The 16,072-nt window shown below is 63.2% G+C and carries 13 protein-coding genes; 4 read left to right on the forward strand and 9 right to left on the reverse strand.

What is annotated here, in order from left to right:
- Positions 1–239: 239 nt before the first annotated feature.
- From N5B55_RS08180 to phaC, 3 genes are all read right to left on the reverse strand, one after another.
- Positions 240–980: a 3-ketoacyl-ACP reductase gene (locus N5B55_RS08180; RefSeq protein ID WP_009240759.1), complete on the reverse strand. Its 741-nt coding sequence runs from the start codon at positions 978–980 to the stop codon at positions 240–242.
- A gap of 120 nt (positions 981–1,100) precedes the next feature.
- Positions 1,101–2,282, reverse strand: coding sequence for an acetyl-CoA C-acetyltransferase (locus N5B55_RS08185; protein ID WP_178960183.1), 1,182 nt, complete (start codon positions 2,280–2,282; stop codon positions 1,101–1,103).
- A gap of 88 nt (positions 2,283–2,370) precedes the next feature.
- Positions 2,371–4,164, reverse strand: coding sequence for a class I poly(R)-hydroxyalkanoic acid synthase (gene phaC, locus N5B55_RS08190; RefSeq protein WP_304539727.1), 1,794 nt, complete (start codon positions 4,162–4,164; stop codon positions 2,371–2,373).
- Positions 4,165–4,434: 270 nt separating this feature from the next.
- On the opposite strand from phaC, the gene N5B55_RS08195 reads away from it, so the two are divergent.
- Entirely contained in the window at positions 4,435–4,671 is a 237-nt protein-coding gene (locus N5B55_RS08195) for a hypothetical protein (protein ID WP_154206886.1), read from the forward strand.
- A 4-nt stretch (positions 4,672–4,675) separates the two neighbouring features.
- Here the strand turns inward: N5B55_RS08195 and pgeF are convergent, their stop codons facing one another.
- Together pgeF and N5B55_RS08205 are read right to left on the reverse strand one after the other, a co-directional pair.
- Positions 4,676–5,485, reverse strand: coding sequence for a peptidoglycan editing factor PgeF (pgeF, locus tag N5B55_RS08200; RefSeq protein WP_304539728.1), 810 nt, complete (start codon positions 5,483–5,485; stop codon positions 4,676–4,678).
- Entirely contained in the window at positions 5,469–6,581 is a 1,113-nt protein-coding gene (locus tag N5B55_RS08205) for an RluA family pseudouridine synthase (protein ID WP_304539729.1), read from the reverse strand. Before N5B55_RS08205 ends, pgeF begins: the two co-directional genes overlap by 17 nt.
- 15 nt (positions 6,582–6,596) lie before the next feature.
- On the opposite strand from N5B55_RS08205, the gene N5B55_RS08210 reads away from it, so the two are divergent.
- Positions 6,597–7,454: an outer membrane protein assembly factor BamD gene (locus N5B55_RS08210; RefSeq protein ID WP_012762087.1), complete on the forward strand. Its 858-nt coding sequence runs from the start codon at positions 6,597–6,599 to the stop codon at positions 7,452–7,454.
- Between the two features lie 68 nt (positions 7,455–7,522).
- On the opposite strand, the gene N5B55_RS08215 is transcribed toward N5B55_RS08210, so the two are convergent.
- The 3 genes from N5B55_RS08215 to N5B55_RS08225 form a co-directional block, all read right to left on the reverse strand.
- Positions 7,523–9,664, reverse strand: a complete 2,142-nt coding sequence (locus tag N5B55_RS08215; protein WP_304539730.1) for an ATP-dependent DNA helicase — start codon at positions 9,662–9,664, stop codon at positions 7,523–7,525.
- 83 nt (positions 9,665–9,747) lie between these two features.
- Complete coding sequence (locus N5B55_RS08220) at positions 9,748–9,951, reverse strand: DUF465 domain-containing protein (RefSeq protein WP_004627116.1); 204 nt, start codon at positions 9,949–9,951, stop codon at positions 9,748–9,750.
- A 35-nt stretch (positions 9,952–9,986) separates the two neighbouring features.
- Complete coding sequence (locus N5B55_RS08225) at positions 9,987–10,751, reverse strand: hypothetical protein (RefSeq protein ID WP_304539731.1); 765 nt, start codon at positions 10,749–10,751, stop codon at positions 9,987–9,989.
- A gap of 110 nt (positions 10,752–10,861) precedes the next feature.
- Between N5B55_RS08225 and N5B55_RS08230 the strand changes: the two genes are divergently transcribed.
- Entirely contained in the window at positions 10,862–13,195 is a 2,334-nt protein-coding gene (locus tag N5B55_RS08230) for a Tex family protein (protein ID WP_304539732.1), read from the forward strand.
- 185 nt (positions 13,196–13,380) lie between these two features.
- Entirely contained in the window at positions 13,381–13,821 is a 441-nt protein-coding gene (locus tag N5B55_RS08235) for a hypothetical protein (protein ID WP_065856379.1), read from the forward strand.
- 80 nt (positions 13,822–13,901) lie between these two features.
- Here the strand turns inward: N5B55_RS08235 and N5B55_RS08240 are convergent, their stop codons facing one another.
- Positions 13,902–15,803: a potassium transporter Kup gene (locus N5B55_RS08240; protein ID WP_065856381.1), complete on the reverse strand. Its 1,902-nt coding sequence runs from the start codon at positions 15,801–15,803 to the stop codon at positions 13,902–13,904.
- Positions 15,804–16,072 lie beyond the last annotated feature (269 nt).

A 16,072-nucleotide genomic window follows, 5' to 3' on the forward strand; every position in this document is an offset into this window, starting at 1 on the left:
GTGTCTCCCTGCGGAGCGCCTCCGTGGTTGGATTCTATGCGGATCGCCCTGCAAAGAAAAGGCGACCTTCCCCGGTAAAAACCCGCAGCATTTTGATGCGGCTCACGCACTCGAACCGCCGTCCGCGGCAAATGCAAGGTGCCTGCTGCAATGCAATCGAGCATCGCAGCATGCACGCCATTCAGGGGAAAAAATGCTGCGCCCATGCTGCAGCATCGCCGCAGCATGGACGTGGGGCGTCAGCCCATGTGCAGGCCGCCGTTGAGAGAGAAGTCCGCCCCGGTGGAGAAGCCGGATTCTTCAGATGCCAGCCATGCGCAGATCGAGGCAATCTCGGTCGGTTCGCCCAAGCGCTTGACGGGAATCGTGCTGACGATCTTGTCGAGCACATCCTGACGAATGGCCTTCACCATGTCGGTCGCGATATAGCCCGGCGACACCGTGTTGACCGTCACGCCCTTGGTCGCGACTTCCTGCGCCAGCGCCATCGTGAAGCCGTGCAGGCCGGCCTTGGCGGTGGAGTAGTTGGTCTGGCCAAACTGGCCCTTCTGGCCATTCACCGACGAGATGTTGATGATTCGGCCCCAGCCGCGATCCGCCATGCCGTCGATGACCTGCTTCGTCACGTTGAACAGCGACGTCAGGTTGGTGTCGATCACCGCATCCCAGTCGGCGCGGGTCATCTTGCGGAAGACCACGTCGCGCGTGATGCCGGCGTTGTTGATCAGGACGTCCACCTCGCCGACTTCGGCCTTCACCTTGTCGAACGCAGCCTTGGTCGACTCCCAGTCACCGACGTTGCCTTCGGACGGCACGAAATCGAAACCAAGCGCCTTCTGTTGTTCCAGCCATTTCGCCTTGCGCGGCGAGTTCGGGCCGCAGCCTGCGACAACGGTGAAGCCGTCGCGCGCCAAGCGCTGGCAAATCGCCGTTCCGATACCGCCCATGCCACCGGTGACGTATGCGATGCGTTTGGTCATGTCCACTCCTAGTCCTTGTTGTTAGAACCGCCCTGCGTCTTGCCGGGCGGCAGATGCTCAGGTGTCTCCGATTGGCGTGTGCGGCATTCGTTCCGCGTCACGCCAACCTCACTGCAAAAATTACGGACGCTCAACTGCCAGCGCCACGCCCATGCCGCCGCCGATACACAGCGAGGCCAGGCCCTTCTTCGCATCGCGCTTCTGCATTTCGTGCAGCAGCGTGACCAGGATGCGGCAGCCCGACGCGCCGATCGGGTGACCGATCGCAATCGCACCACCATTGACGTTGATCTTGGACGTATCCCAGCCCATCTGTTGATGCACTGCCAGTGCCTGGGCCGCAAACGCCTCGTTGATCTCCATCAGGTCAAGGTCGCCCACCGACCAGCCGGCGCGCGACAGGCAGCGTTTGGAGGCCGGCACCGGCCCCATGCCCATGACCTTCGGGTCCAGGCCTGCGCTGGCGTATGCACGGATCGTTGCCAGCGGTGCCAAGCCCAGCTCCTTGGCCTTGGCGGCCGACATCACCACGACAGCGGCGGCGCCATCGTTCAGGCCAGAGGCGTTGGCCGCCGTCACTGTGCCGGCCTTGTCAAAGGCGGGTTTCAGGCCAGCCATCGACTCGAGCGTGGCGCCATGGCGAACGAACTCATCCTGCGCAAAGGCAATCGGATCGCCCTTGCGCTGCGGGATCAGAATCGGAACGATCTCGTCATTGAACCGGCCCGACTTCTGCGCGGCTTCCGCCTTGTTCTGCGACGCCACGGCAAACTCGTCCTGCGCTTCACGCGTGATGCCGTATTCCTTGGCAACGTTCTCGGCCGTGATGCCCATGTGGTACTGGTTGTAGACGTCCCACAGCCCATCCACAATCATCGAGTCGATGAGCTTGGCATCGCCCATGCGAAAACCGTCGCGCGAGCCCGGCAGGACGTGCGGCGCGGCGGACATGTTTTCCTGGCCGCCAGCCACGACGATCTCGGCATCGCCCGCGATGATGGCGTTGGCGGCCAGCATCACGGCCTTCAGGCCGGAGCCGCACACCTTGTTGATAGTCAGGCCCGGCACCATGTTCGGCAGCCCAGCCTTGATGACGGCCTGGCGCGCCGGGTTCTGCCCCGAACCTGCCGTCAGCACCTGGCCCATGATGACTTCGCTCACCTGGTCCGGCGCCACCTTGGCACGCGCCAGCGCTTCGCGGATGACAGCCGCGCCCAGCTCAGGCGCAGCAATCTTCGCCAGCGAGCCACCAAACTTGCCCACGGCGGTGCGTACCGCCGATACGATCACAACATCGGTCATTTGCTTACCTTCCACTGTCGAAAGAGGGGTCGTTGGACACCGTCAGCGGCCGAAGCCGCGACGGCAACGGGGGTTCATGCGCGCGATCTTACGCTTTCTGTTTGACGTAGCGGCCAGGTGCCGGCTCGATGGCCGGGTAGTTCGCATTGCCATAACCCTTGGGTGCAGCTTTCTGCGCACCGGCATGTGACGCGAGCCAAGTTGACCAATCCGGCCACCAGCTGCCCGGATGCTCCTTCGCACCCTCGAACCACGCATCGGCGGACTCAGGCAGCTTGGCATTGATCCAGTGCGAACGCTTGTTGGCCGCAGGCGGGTTGATCACGCCTGCGATATGGCCGGAGGCACCCAACACGAAGCGCCGCTTGCCCTTGAGCAGCGGCACCGAGCCATAGGCCGACTTCCAAGGGACGATGTGGTCTTCACGCGAACCGTAGATGTAGACCGGCGCATCAATCTTGCCGAGATCCACCGGCGTGCCGTTCACCTTCAGCTTGCCCGGCGTCTTGAGGTCATTCTGCAGATACGTATGGCGCAGGTACCAGCAGTACCATGGACCCGGCAAATTGGTCGAATCGCCATTCCAATACAGCAGGTCGAACGGCGCGGGCGTCTTGCCTTTCAGATAGTTTTCGACAACGTAGTTCCAGACGAGATCGTTCGGGCGCAGGAACGAGAACGTGTTTGCCAGTTCCACGCCACGCAGCAGGCCCGGGCCGGTCGGCGCATTGGGGCCAATCGTCTTCTCCCGCATTTCCACCTGGGCTTGATCGACGAAGACGTCGAGAATGCCGGTGTCCGTAAAGTCCAGCAGCGTCGTCAGCAGGGTCAGGCTTGCCGCAGGGTGCTCGCCGCGTTCAGCAAGCACCGCCAGCGCAGTCGACAGGATCGTTCCGCCCACGCAAAAGCCCAGCACATTGATCTGGTCCTGCGCTGAGATCTCGCGCGCGACACGAATGGCCTCGATCGCGCCGCCTTCGATGTAGTCGTCCCACGTGCGGGACGCCATGCTCGCGTCTGGATTGCGCCACGACACCAGGAACACCGTATTGCCCTGCTCTACCGCGTAGCGCACGAGCGAATTGGCCGGCTGCAGATCGAGGATGTAGTACTTGTTGATGCAAGGCGGCACCAGCAGCAGCGGGCGCGCATGCACCTTGGTCGTCAGCGGCTTGTACTGGATGAGCTGAAAGTAGTCGTTTTCGAAGACGACGGCGCCTTCGCTGTTGGCGACGTTGCGGCCGATCTCGAACGCGGTCTCGTCGGTCTGCGAGATCTTTCCGCGCTCCATGTCCTGCAGCATGTTCAGGATGCCGGTGCGCAGCGATTCACCACGCGACTCAATCAACTGCTTCTGTGCTTCAGGGTTGGTTGCCAGGAAGTTGGACGGCGACATGGCGGCCGTCCATTGCGACACGGCAAAACGCACGCGCTCGCGGGTCTTGGCGTCAGCCTGCACGGCGTCAGCCATTTCCATCAACGTGCGGGCGTTGAGCACGTAGAACGCAGCCGCGTAGCCGTAGAGCGGGCTCTTGCGCCACGCATCGTTCGAGAAACGGCGATCCGACGGCGCCACGGCCTCGGCGCTTTCGCCGGTGCTCATGTGACGCCAGATCTGGAGCCACTCTTCGAGATATTTCTGCTGGATTTCCGCCAGCCGCTCGTGCGGGATCAGCGCGAAAGGAGCCGCGCCTTCGCCCGTCGCTGCACCGTTGAATTGGCCAAGGCCGGGCGCCGCAGTACCGGGTTGCGCGAGGCCACCCGCGAAGGCTTGCCATTGCTTGAATTGCTCAGCCCACTGCGTAGGGTCCGACAAGCCCTGCCAGGGAGCTTGGGTGTGGGCGCTAGATGCTTTGGATGATGTCGATTGACGCGATGCCATAGTGCCCTCGATCCGACGATGTGCGTCGCTCCGGTTGGAACGGCGGCGCAACTCGTAGTATTGCGGGGCATTGTTGCCTTGCCGTTTCAAGGCTGTCAATCGGAGTTACCTGACGATCGCCTGGAAACGCCCGCCCAGCGCGGTTTATGACGCGCTGAACAAAAGCGGCACCGACCAAATGGCTAAGTGCGGCGCCGGGGCTCTGGTCCAATTTGCGCAATTTCATGCGAGACTGCCACATTGCGCAAACGCCGGGCACCGCTTTCTCCCATGTATATCGTCGCCATCGCCTGGCTCTACGTCGTGTTGATGATGTCCTTGACTGAGCAATCTTGGATTGCCGGCATCGGCACCTTCGTCTTCTACGGCGTGGCGCCGCTATGGCTGTTTTTGTGGATTGTCGGCACACCGGCACGCCGACGGCGACGGAAAGCCCAGGAAGCCGCTCAAGGCAAGACAGACACCAGTCCCACACTGAGCAACGACACCGGCGACGGCGCCGCCTGAACGCTCACTCTGCGCGCCAGATCAGCGTAGCCATGCGGCCCGTGGTGCGCTCCCGGCGGTACGAATAGAAGCGCTCGGCGTCAGTCATCGTGCACAGGCCGCCGCCGTACACGTCGGTACAGCCGGCGCGTGCCAGCCGCAGTCGGGCCAACGCATACAGATCGGCGAAGAACTTGCCGGCAGATGCGCCCCTCACAAATGCCGCTTCGGTGGCCGGCAATTCACCGGGCTCCGCGGCGTCAATAAAGGCTTGGCGAACTTCTGCACCGACTTCAAAGCACGATGGCCCGATGGCCGGGCCCAGCCATGCCAGCCACGTCGGATCGGCTTCCTGGCCGCTGGCACGCAAGCGCTGCATCATGGCGTCGAGCGTGCGTTCGATCACGCCTCCGCACAGACCCCGCCAGCCCGCGTGCGCTGCACCCACGGTTACGCCGCGAGCATCGCTCAGCAAGACAGGTAGGCAATCGGCCGTCATGACCACGCAGACGCGATCCCGCCAAGACGCCACCGCCGCATCGGCAACCACAGGCGCAGACGTGCCGACAAGTTGATCCAGATCCGCCACGCCGGTGCCGTGCACCTGATCCATCCACGTCGGCTCGGCAGGTAGTGCTGCACGCAGGATGCGGCGGTTTTGTTCGACCGCCTCTGGGGCATCACCGACATGCTGGCCAAGGTTCAGACCGCCGGGCAAGCCGCCAGCCAATCCGTAGGGCCCGGTGCTGATGCCACCGAAGCGGGTCGTGGCCAGCGCTTTCACATGCGGATGCGCTGGCCAGTCCGGGACGATCCAGTCAGTTGATGTCGGCATCGGGATCCAGGTCGAGGGCTTCCAGCAGATCGGCAAAGTCATCAGGCACGCTGGCTTCCCAATGCACCGCTTTGCCCGAGGCGGGATGCACGAGCCCCAGGCGAACCGCGTGCAACGCCTGCCGCGCAAAAGGCACAGGCAGCGGCGCCTTGATCGTCTGCGGCTGACCACGTCGGAAGTTACGCGTGTAGACCGGATCACCAAGCAACGGATGCCCCTCCGATTCAAAGTGCACCCGGATCTGGTGGGTGCGGCCGGTCTCAAGCTGGCAGCGCACCAGCGACACCTGTGCGCGCCCGAGGTCCACCACGTCAAGCGTCTTGAAATGCGTGCGCGCCGGCTTGCCGCTCGCCGTCTCAATGATGGCCATGCGCGTGCGGTCGCGCGGGTCGCGGCCGATCGGCGCGTCGATCGTGGCCTCTTCCGGTGTCTCGCCCCACACCAGCGCGAGATAAGTCCGCTTGACGGTACGTGCCTGCAATTGCCGCACGAGATCGGTTTGCGCTGGCAACGTACGAGCGACCACCATCAGGCCGGAAGTGTCCTTGTCGAGGCGGTGGACGATGCCGGCGCGCGGCAGCTCCACGGCGTCCGGATAGCGGTGCAGCAAGCCATTGAGCACCGTGCCGCTCCAGTTGCCCGCAGCCGGATGCACCACCAGCCCGGCTGGCTTGTTGATGACGAGCAGCGTGTCGTCTTCGTACACCACATCAAGATCGATGGGCTCGGCAACGAAAGCGTTTTCGTCCGCCGCGCGTTGCGGCACGACTTCGATGCGGTCGCCGCCGGAGATGGCCGCACGCGGGCGCACCACCTCTCCATGCAGGCGAACCGCGCCGGCATCAATCCATTGTTGAAGGCGACTACGCGAATAGTCGGGCAGCAGCTTGGCAAGCGCCTTGTCCAGGCGCTCGCCGTGCATGGCTTCAGGAATCTCTACGATGATCGGCTCGGCTGCCTGGGCCGCACCGGCGGCAGGCAAATCGAGCGCCTCATCATCGAGGGCGTCTTCCGTCTCCGCCGCAGTGAGGGAAACGTCAGCCAGTGCGTCGTCTGACACAGGGCTTGGGCTATAATGCTTGATGCGATTTTTCATTCAGAAAAGGTGCCCATGTCGGTCACGAGCGTAAAGCAGGCGCGTATTGTTAGTCGAGTCGGCAATCGAATCCGCGCGCAAATCGGAGCAGTGTTGGTGGCAGGCGTTGCATGCCTGGCTATCTCGGCCTGCGGCATCCTGCCGGAACAGCAAGACGAAACGGCTGGCTGGTCAGCCAACAAATTATATTCGGAAGCGAAGGACTCGCTCGACGGCGGCGACTACGCCAAGGCGGTCAAGTACTACGAAAAGCTCGAAAGCCGCTATCCGTTCGGCCCGTACGCCCAGCAAGCCCAGATCGAAACCGCCTACGCCAACTATAAGGATGGCGAGACGGCTGCCGCGCTGGCCGCGGTGGATCGCTTCATCCAGCTGCACCCGAATCACCCCAGCGTCGATTACGCCTATTACCTCAAGGGCCTGATCAACTTCAACGACAACCTGGGCTGGCTCGGCCGCTTCTCGAACCAGGACTTGAGCGAGCGCGACCCGAAGGCCGCACGTGCCGCCTACGACGCCTTCAAGACGCTGATCACGCGTTTCCCGAACAGCAAGTACACGCCGGACGCCACCCAGCGCATGCAATACATCGTCAACGCGATGGCCGAGCATGAAGTGGGCGCCGCACGCTACTACTATCGCCGCGGCGCCTACCTGGCTGCCGTCAACCGCGCGCAGGACGCCATCAAGGATTACGACCGCGCCCCGGCAGTGGAAGAAGCGCTGTACATCATGATGAAGTCGTACGAAGCGCTGGGCATGAAAGACATGCGGGACGACACCGAACGCATCATCAAGCAGAATTACCCGAAGAGCGATTTCCTCGCCTACGGTCAGCGCAAGAAAGACAAGCCCTGGTACCAATGGTGGTAAGCAGCGCTTGAGCAGCACAGAAAAAAGCCCGGTCGATTGGCCGGGCTTTTTGTTTGTTCGTGCGGATATTAGTCATCCGCTTCGGTCGGCTGCGGAACGTCGGGATCCGGCCGCAGGGACCGCAGGAATTCGGCCGCTGTCTCGGCTTCGCGCGTACGCTTGAACGGCGGCAGGCTCTGCCAGATCTGGCGACCGTAGTTTTTCTCGACCAGCCGCGGGTCGCAGATCATCAGCACACCCCGATCAGTCTCGGACCGAATCAACCGCCCTGCGCCCTGCTTGAGGGTAATGACCGCATGCGGCAACTGGTGGACGGCAAACGGGCTCAGCCCCTTTTTCTCCAACGCCTCCATGCGGGCACTGAGCACTGGGTCATCGGGTGGGGCAAACGGCAACTTGTCGATGACGACCAGCGAGAGCGCCTCGCCGCGTACGTCCACCCCTTCCCAGAAACTCTGGCTTCCGATCAGCACGGCATTGCCGAGCGCGCGGAAACGGTCTAGCAGTTCCGTCCGGCTGGCCTGTCCTTGCACGAGCAGCGGGAAATCCCAGCCGCGTTGCGCGAATTCGTCCGTCAGTCGTTCGGCGGCGCGATTCACGGCACGCAGCGTCGTGCATAGCAGGAAGGTCTTGCCGCCCGCCGCTTCGATCAGCGGCAAGGTTGCGTCGAGTACCGCATCGGTAAAGCGCGGGTCGCTCGGCTGCGGCAAGTCGCGCGGCACATAGAGCAAGCCTTGCGATGCATAGTCGAACGGGCTGTCGAGCGTCATCGATCGATCACGATCCAGGCCCAACTGCGCGGCATAGTGCGTGAAGTTCCCGCGCACCGACAGCGTAGCCGAGGTGAAAACCCACGCGCGCGGCTGGCCGGCACGCTGGCGCGAAAAAATCGGCGCGATCGACAATGGCGTCAGATGCAATTGCACGGAGTTGGCGAATACCTCGACCCAGCGCACGCGTTCGTCGACAGGCGCCGCGCTTTCGCCCTCCTTGCCCTCGTCGTCACCTTCCTTCTTTGGCGCCTTTGGCGGCTTGGGATCGACCCACGCCTCAAGCTTCTCGCACAGCGCCACGGCCCGGCGATGGCATTGCTCGATGGTCTCCGCGCGTTCCGCCTGGGCCTCCAGCGCGCCGGTAAAGTCGGAGAGCGCCTGCTCGAGCTTCGGCAGTACCTCGTAGAACGGCTTGGCGAGCGCCGCGTCGTTGTCGATCTGCTTGATCGACAGGCGTGAGCCGTCTTGCCGGAAGACGAGGCGCAAATCACGTGCGGCACGCTCAAGCGGTGCGGCAATCGCGACCCAATCCACCGCGTCGCGGGCGTGCGAAAGGCCTTCGGCCACGCTGTCGCGCGCGAGTTCGAGAATCTGGTTCGTCGAGATGGTCTCGCCAAAGAACAACGTGGCCGTTTCTGGCAGCTGGTGCGCTTCGTCGAAGATGATCGTGTTGGCAGCAGGCAGCAGCTCCGCCATGCCGGTGTCCTTCAACATCACGTCCGCGAAGAACAGGTGATGGTTCACCACGACCACGTCGGCCTGCTGCGCCTCCTTGCGGGCGCGCATGACAAAGCAGTCTTTGTAGTAGGCGCAGTCCGAACCGAGGCAGTTGTCGCGCGTGGAAGTCACCAAGTTCCACACCGGCGCGTTCTCGGGGACGCTGGCAAGTTCGGCCTTGTCTCCCGTTTTCGTCGTCTTCAGAAACAGGTTGATCTGGCGCAGCCATGCGGCGTCCTGGCGCGAAGAAAGACGCCCGTTCTGTGACGTGCGCTCGACGTGGTAATGGCAGACGTAGTTGGCGCGCCCCTTGAGCAGCGCCACCGACACCGGTGCATTCAGCGCCTTGCGCACCGTCGGGATGTCACGCAGGAAAAGCTGATCCTGCAGGTTCTTCGTCCCAGTGGAGACGATCACCTTGCCGCCCCACAGCATCGCGGGAACAAGGTAAGCGTAGGTTTTGCCCGTGCCCGTGCCGGCCTCGACGATGATCGAATCGGCGGCTTCGATGGCGTTCGCAACGGCCTGCGCCATCGTCAGCTGCGCGCTGCGGGGCCGGTACCCCTCGATACCTTTGGCCAGCGTGCCGTCGTCGGCGAACAGCGTCGCCAGCTCGGCATGATGCGCATCGGCAGGTAGAGAAGCGGCGGGAGCCGAAACGTCGCCGGCAGCGGTGTCGGAGTCAGCCGACGGCTCGGCCAGCGGGGAAAGCGAAGTCAACGCGGAATCCGTGGGATCAAATGACGGAGGCCGCACGTGATTGCGGCCTCTCAGGATGAAATCGAACCAACTGTGGGTAGGCGCTAAGCCGGCACGTCCGGCTCAAGCTGCAACTGTAGCAGGGTGATGGTGTCCTTGAGTTTCAGGCGGCGTTTCTTGAGGCGGCGCAACTGCAACTCGTCGTGATTGGCGGTCGTCGCCAGCCGGTCGATCAGGAAATCCAGATCGCGGTGCTCGATCTGCAATTCAATGATGCGACGCGAGATCGTATTCAGATCGCTGTCCATCGCTTTCCTCCCGGAAACCCGGCCTTGGCTGAAGTTTAGAACCCCAGCGGACTGGTGTTGTTCTGGTTTTGCTGGTTGCGGCGCTTGGTTTGTTCGCGGCGCTCGTCCAATTCCTTCTGGCGCTTGGCCGCGTCTTGCTGCTTTTCCTGGAATTGCTTGGCGCTTTCCGCACGCTTGGCGGCATTGGCTGCGCCCTGCTCCTGCGCGGCTTTCAGCCTGGCGTCGTAATCTGCCTGCTTCTTGGTTGCGGCCTGCGCGTTGGCCGCACGCTGCGGCGCTTCGGCCTGGCGCTGCGCCTCATTCAGGCGCTGCTGCTCCTGCTTATTCTCAAACTCAGAGCGATTCTTCTGCTCGGCGGCTTCGCGCTGCGGGCGTTCGGCGTTGTACTGCGCATCACGGATGGCGCGCTCCTGGTCGCGTCGGGCAGCGCGGTCGGCACGTTCGGCCTCGTCCAGCGCAAGCTCGCGCTCGCGGATGGTGTGGAGTTCTGTGCGGCGCACATCCTTGGCCTTGTCGATGCAGCGCGTAACGAGGAACTTGTCGTAGCAAGCGCGCTCCGCCTCGGCGTACCGATATTCGGCCCAGGATTTCGCGCTGTTGATGCGATCGTGCTCAGCGCCGAAATCGGGGGAAGTGGCGGGCGCTGCAGCGGCTGGCACAGAGGCCGGCTGCGACTGACTCCATGCGGGCGCGGCAAGCAGCGCGACGCTGAGCACGGACACCGGCAGAACCAGGCGGGTAGCGATGCGCGCGGCGGCGCGGCGACGGGCAGAAGACGGGAGCGTAGGCATAGCGCGCATTTTATCACCGCGCCTGTGCGGCAAACGCCGCGCGGCCACGGATTTCCGCTCAGGAACAGGGTTGGCGTTGTGGCAAAATGCGCGGCTTTCCATCGCACTCTCTGGAAGCAATGACTGATTCCGTGTTGCAGAAGATCGTCTCCCGCATCGCCATTGAATTGGCGGTCCGGCCGCAGCAGGTTGCCGCCGCCGTCCAACTCCTGGACGAAGGTGCCACCGTGCCGTTCATCGCGCGGTACCGCAAGGAAGTGACTGACAACCTGGACGACACGCAACTGCGCAACCTGGAAGAGCGCCTGCTGTACCTGCGCGAACTGGAAGACCGCCGCGCGGCCATCCTCGCCTCCATTGAAGAGCAAGGCAAGCTGACGGACGCCCTGCGCACCGCCATCGAGGCGGCCGAGACCAAGCAGGTGCTGGAAGACCTCTACCTGCCCTACAAGCCCAAGCGCCGCACGCGCGCCCAGATTGCCCGCGAATGCGGCCTGGAGCCGCTCGCCCAGGCGCTGCTGGCCGACCCCACGCTTGATCCGCAAACCGAAGCCGCCAAGTTCGTCAACGGCAACCCGACCGCCGATGGCGGTGTGCCGGACGTGAAGGCAGCGCTGGACGGCGCGCGCGACATCCTCTCCGAGCAGTTTGGCGAGACGGCGGAGCTGCTTGGCAAGGTGCGCGACCACCTCTGGAACCAAGGCCAGGTGTCGTCGACCGTGGTGGAAGGCAAGGAAACTGCCGAAGAAGAAAAATTCCGCGATTACTACGCGTACAGCGAGCCGATCCGCAACGTGCCCTCGCACCGCGCGCTGGCCCTGTTCCGGGGCCGCAACGCCGGCGTGCTGTTTGTCAAACTCGGATTGGGCGAAGAACAGGATGCCCTGAGCCCGCACCCGTGCGAGATCATGATCGCGCGCCATGTCGGCATCGAAAACAAGGGCCGCGCGGCTGACAAGTGGCTGTCGGACGTGTGCCGCTGGTGCTGGCGCGTCAAGGTGCAACCGCATATCGAAACCGAACTGCTCACGCAACTGCGTGAGTCTGCCGAGGCCGAAGCCATCAAAATCTTTGGCCGCAATCTGCACGATCTGCTGCTGGCGGCACCGGCTGGGCCGAAGGCCGTAATGGGCATCGACCCCGGCATCCGCACCGGTTGCAAGGTGGCCGTGGTCGACCACACCGGCAAGCTGCTGGAGACGGCCACCATTTATCCGCATGAGCCGCGCCGCGACTGGAACGGCTCGCTGGCCACGCTCGCGCGGCTGGCGAAACAGCATGGGGTGGCATTGGTCTCCATCGGCAACGGCACGGCAAGCCGTGAGACCGACAAATTAGTGCAAGACCTGATGCGCAACGCGCCGGAGCTGAAGCTGACCAAGATCGTGGTGAGCGAAGCTGGCGCGTCGGTGTATTCGGCATCGGAATTGGCCGCCAAGGAATTCCCGGAACTGGACGTGTCGCTGCGAGGGGCGGTGTCGATCGCACGACGCCTGCAGGACCCGCTGGCGGAACTCGTGAAGATCGACCCGAAGTCGATCGGCGTCGGCCAGTATCAGCATGACGTGAACCAGCGCGAGCTGGCCCGCGCGCTGGACGCCATCGTCGAGGATTGCGTGAACGCGGTCGGCGTGGATGTGAACACGGCCTCTGCCCCTCTGCTGGCGCGTGTATCCGGCCTGAATTCGATCCTCGCCAAAAACATCGTCGAGTACCGCGATGCCAACGGCGCGTTCCCCAACCGCGATGCGCTCAAGAAAGTGCCGCGCCTGGGCGACAAGACCTTCGAGCAGGCCGCCGGCTTCCTGCGCATCAATGACGGCGACAATCCGCTCGACCGCTCCTCGGTGCACCCGGAAGCGTATCCGGTCGTCAAGCGCATTCTGGACAGCATCAAGAAGGGCATCGGCGACGTACTCGGCAACCGCGAGGCACTGCGTGGCCTGGCCGCCCGTGACTTCACCGACGAGAAGTTCGGCCTGCCCACCGTGGTCGACATCCTGTCTGAACTGGAGAAGCCCGGCCGCGACCCGCGCCCCGAGTTCAAGACGGCGACGTTCCAGGACGGCGTGGAAGACATCAAGGACCTGCAGCCCGGCATGGTGCTCGAAGGCGTGGTGACGAACGTGGCGGCGTTTGGCGCCTTCATCGACATCGGCGTGCATCAGGACGGCCTGGTACACGTGTCGGCGCTGTCGACCAAGTTCGTGCGCGACCCGCATGAGGTGGTCAAGCCCGGCCAGATCGTCAAGGTCAAGGTGATGGAGGTTGACGTGAAGCGCAACCGCATCGGCTTGACGATGCGCCTATCGGATGAGCCCGGTCAGACGGCCGCACGCACCGGCGGCGGTGATCGCCCGAGCACCGGCGGCGGTCGCCACGGCGGTCAGCAACGTCGTGCGCCGGAACCGTCCGGCGCCATGGCAGAAGCGTTCGCCAAGCTCAAGCGCTAGTGCGCATTCTGTTGAGCGGAACCCGCCCAGTTTTCCGACCCGGCGGGTTTTTTCATGGCCGTGCGCGGCCGTTACAAGTCCTTACGCGCATGGATGTTTGCTAACACTCGTGCGTCGTCGACCCGTCTTTTCGGCCCGTTAAGGAGACACAGGCACACCGCCTGGGACCCACGAGGAGAAACGCCATGAAGACGAGCCACACCCTGATTGCCGCCCTGCTTGCTATTGCCGGTACCGCCGCTTTCGCGCAGACGACGCCAGTCCAGCAAGTTCAGCAAGACAATCAGCAGATCCGCCAGGACAACCGTGACATCCGTCACGACAACCGCGATATCCGCCGTGATCGCGCGGACATCGGCGCCGACAAGGCCGCACTGAACGCCGACCGCGCCGCACGCAACGCCGATCAACGTCGCGAAGACCGTGACCTGGCCAATGGCAACGTCAAGGGCGCCGAATACTGGAACAAGAAGCGCGCCGAAGAGCAGCACGAAGTCAACGCCGAGCGCCGCGACCTTCACCACGACCGCAAAGACCTGCGACACGACGTCAAGGACCGCAACCACGACGTGCACGCCCGCAACGACGAAGTCCGCGAACGCAATCACGCTGCTGCGAAGATGTAATTGGGGCCCTGCCCCGGCAAACAAAACGGCCCGTGCGTCTCTCTCGCACGGGCCGTTTTGTCATGCAGCAGTCAGGTCGATCAGATCTCGACCTTGGTGCCCAGTTCCACCACGCGGTTCGCGGGGATGTGGAAGAAGTCCGATGGCTTGGCGCCGTTCTGATGCATCCAAGCAAACAGCCGCTCGCGCCACATAGACATGCCCGGCAGCTTGGAGGGAACCACCGACTCGCGCGCAATGAAGAACGACGTATCCATCAGCTCACAGCGCGAGCCGATCTGCGGCTGACCGAGTTCGAGCACACGGTACACGTCCGGCGTTTCCTTGAAGCCGTATTCCGCCTTGACGATGTAGATGCCACTGCCCAGATCCCGCACAGACACGCGGTGCTTATCGTCCACGTACGGGATATCCCGCGTGACGAAGCTGATGAAGATCACGCGCTCGTGCAGTACGCGATTGTGTTTCAGGTTATGCAGGAGGGACACCGGAACGAATTCGGTATTGCCGGTCAGGAACACGGCAGTACCTTCCACGCGATGCGGCGGATGCGCCAGCAGACCTGCCAGGAATGGCTCAAGCGGGATGCCATCCTCCAGGCTGCGCGCGCGGACCAGCTTTTTGCCCTTGTACCAGGTCATCAGCAGGAAGAACACGGCGCCACCCAGCGTCAACGGGAACCAGCCGCCATCGCGGATCTTCAAGAGGTTGGCCGCGAAGAACGCCATGTCGACCACCAGAAAGCACGCGCTCACGAGCGTGACCAGCGCCGGGTGCCAACGCCAGACCGAGCGCATCACCACCGCCGCGAGCACCGTGGTAATGACCATCGTGGTCGTCACGGCAATGCCGTAAGCAGCGGCCAGGTTGTCCGACTTCTTGAACGCCAGCACCACGCTCACCACCAGGATCAGGAGCATCCAGTTGACCATCGGCACGTAGATCTGGCCAATTTCTGCTTCCGACGTGTAGCGAATGCGCATGCGGGGCACAAAGCCCAGTTGAATCGCCTGACTCGTCAGCGAAAAAGCGCCCGAAATCACCGCCTGCGAGGCGATGACGGTAGCCGCCGCAGCCAGCACCACCATGGGCAGTTGCAGCGCTTCCGGCATCGAACGGTAGAACGGATTTTCGATGGTGCTCGGGTCGGTCAGCAGCATCGCGCCCTGGCCGAAATAGTTGAGCAGCAGGCTCGGCGCCACGATAAAAAACCACGCCCAGCGGATGGGACGCGCGCCAAAATGGCCCATGTCGGCGTACAGCGCTTCGGCGCCGGTCAACACGAGGAACACCGAACCCAGCACGATGAACGCTTGCAGCGCGTGGTCGTGCAGGAACGAGATCGCATACATCGGGTTGACGGCCACCATAATTTGCGGTGCCTTCACCAGATTCATCATGCCCAGCGCTGCCAGCGCGGCAAACCACAGCAGCATCACGGGGCCAAACAACTTGCCGACCACCGACGTGCCGCTGCGCTGGATCAGGAACAGCGCGACCAGGATCACGATCGTGATCGGGAGCACAAACGGCGACAGCGCTGGCGCGGCGATCTCGAGGCCCTCCATGGCAGAGAGCACAGAGATGGCCGGCGTGATGACCGCGTCGCCGTAAAACATGCACGCGCCGAAGACGCCGAGCATCATCAGCAGCGACATGCGCTTCGAATCGGTATTGGCCGTACGCAGCGACAGTGCCATGAGCGCGAGGATGCCGCCCTCGCCGTTGTTGTCTGCGCGCATGACGAACAGCACGTACTTGAGCGACACCACAATCACCATCGCCCAGAACAGCATGGAAATGATGCCGAGCACCGCGGCACTGGAGAACGGAATGCCGTGATCGGGGCTGAAGCATTCCTTGAGCGAATACAGCGGGCTGGTGCCGATGTCTCCGAACACTACACCGACGGCGCCGATCACCATGGCGCGCAGGTTCACGTTGGTCTGGGGCGACCCGGTTGCTGTTAGAGCTTGACTCATGAACTTGGAAATCGGCCAGAGGGGTGGCCGCTCAAAAAATCGTGCATTGCACAATGAGGGCGGATTGTACTCCCCGGCTTCGTCACGCCAACCCCTCAAACGGCCATTCGTTGCCGCAGTGCATCACGGTGCACTGCCACTGCGCCAAAGCGTTTTGCAGGGCCGAAAGAAGCTTGCCAAGGCATAAAAAATGGCGCAGAAGCCATATTTTCGGCTCCCGATCGCCTCAGTCGGCGCACATGCCACAGGCAATGCATGCTCTGCTGCAC

It is taken from the genome of Ralstonia pickettii (assembly GCF_030582395.1).
GTDB classification, from domain to species: Bacteria; Pseudomonadota; Gammaproteobacteria; order Burkholderiales; family Burkholderiaceae; genus Ralstonia; species Ralstonia pickettii_D.

Bases quoted from the DNA above. Each gene is read 5' to 3' on its own strand.
- N5B55_RS08180 (WP_009240759.1), bottom strand. From the start codon at position 980: ATGACCAAACGCATCGCATACGTCACCGGTGGCATGGGCGGTATCGGA.
- N5B55_RS08185 (WP_178960183.1), bottom strand. From the start codon at position 2,282: ATGACCGATGTTGTGATCGTATCGGCGGTACGCACCGCCGTGGGCAAG.
- phaC (WP_304539727.1), bottom strand. From the start codon at position 4,164: ATGGCATCGCGTCAATCGACATCATCCAAAGCATCTAGCGCCCACACC.
- N5B55_RS08195 (WP_154206886.1), top strand. From the start codon at position 4,435: ATGTATATCGTCGCCATCGCCTGGCTCTACGTCGTGTTGATGATGTCC.
- pgeF (WP_304539728.1), bottom strand. From the start codon at position 5,485: ATGCCGACATCAACTGACTGGATCGTCCCGGACTGGCCAGCGCATCCG.
- N5B55_RS08205 (WP_304539729.1), bottom strand. From the start codon at position 6,581: ATGAAAAATCGCATCAAGCATTATAGCCCAAGCCCTGTGTCAGACGAC.
- N5B55_RS08210 (WP_012762087.1), top strand. From the start codon at position 6,597: ATGTCGGTCACGAGCGTAAAGCAGGCGCGTATTGTTAGTCGAGTCGGC.
- N5B55_RS08220 (WP_004627116.1), bottom strand. From the start codon at position 9,951: ATGGACAGCGATCTGAATACGATCTCGCGTCGCATCATTGAATTGCAG.
- N5B55_RS08225 (WP_304539731.1), bottom strand. From the start codon at position 10,751: ATGCGCGCTATGCCTACGCTCCCGTCTTCTGCCCGTCGCCGCGCCGCC.
- N5B55_RS08230 (WP_304539732.1), top strand. From the start codon at position 10,862: ATGACTGATTCCGTGTTGCAGAAGATCGTCTCCCGCATCGCCATTGAA.
- N5B55_RS08235 (WP_065856379.1), top strand. From the start codon at position 13,381: ATGAAGACGAGCCACACCCTGATTGCCGCCCTGCTTGCTATTGCCGGT.
- N5B55_RS08240 (WP_065856381.1), bottom strand. From the start codon at position 15,803: ATGAGTCAAGCTCTAACAGCAACCGGGTCGCCCCAGACCAACGTGAAC.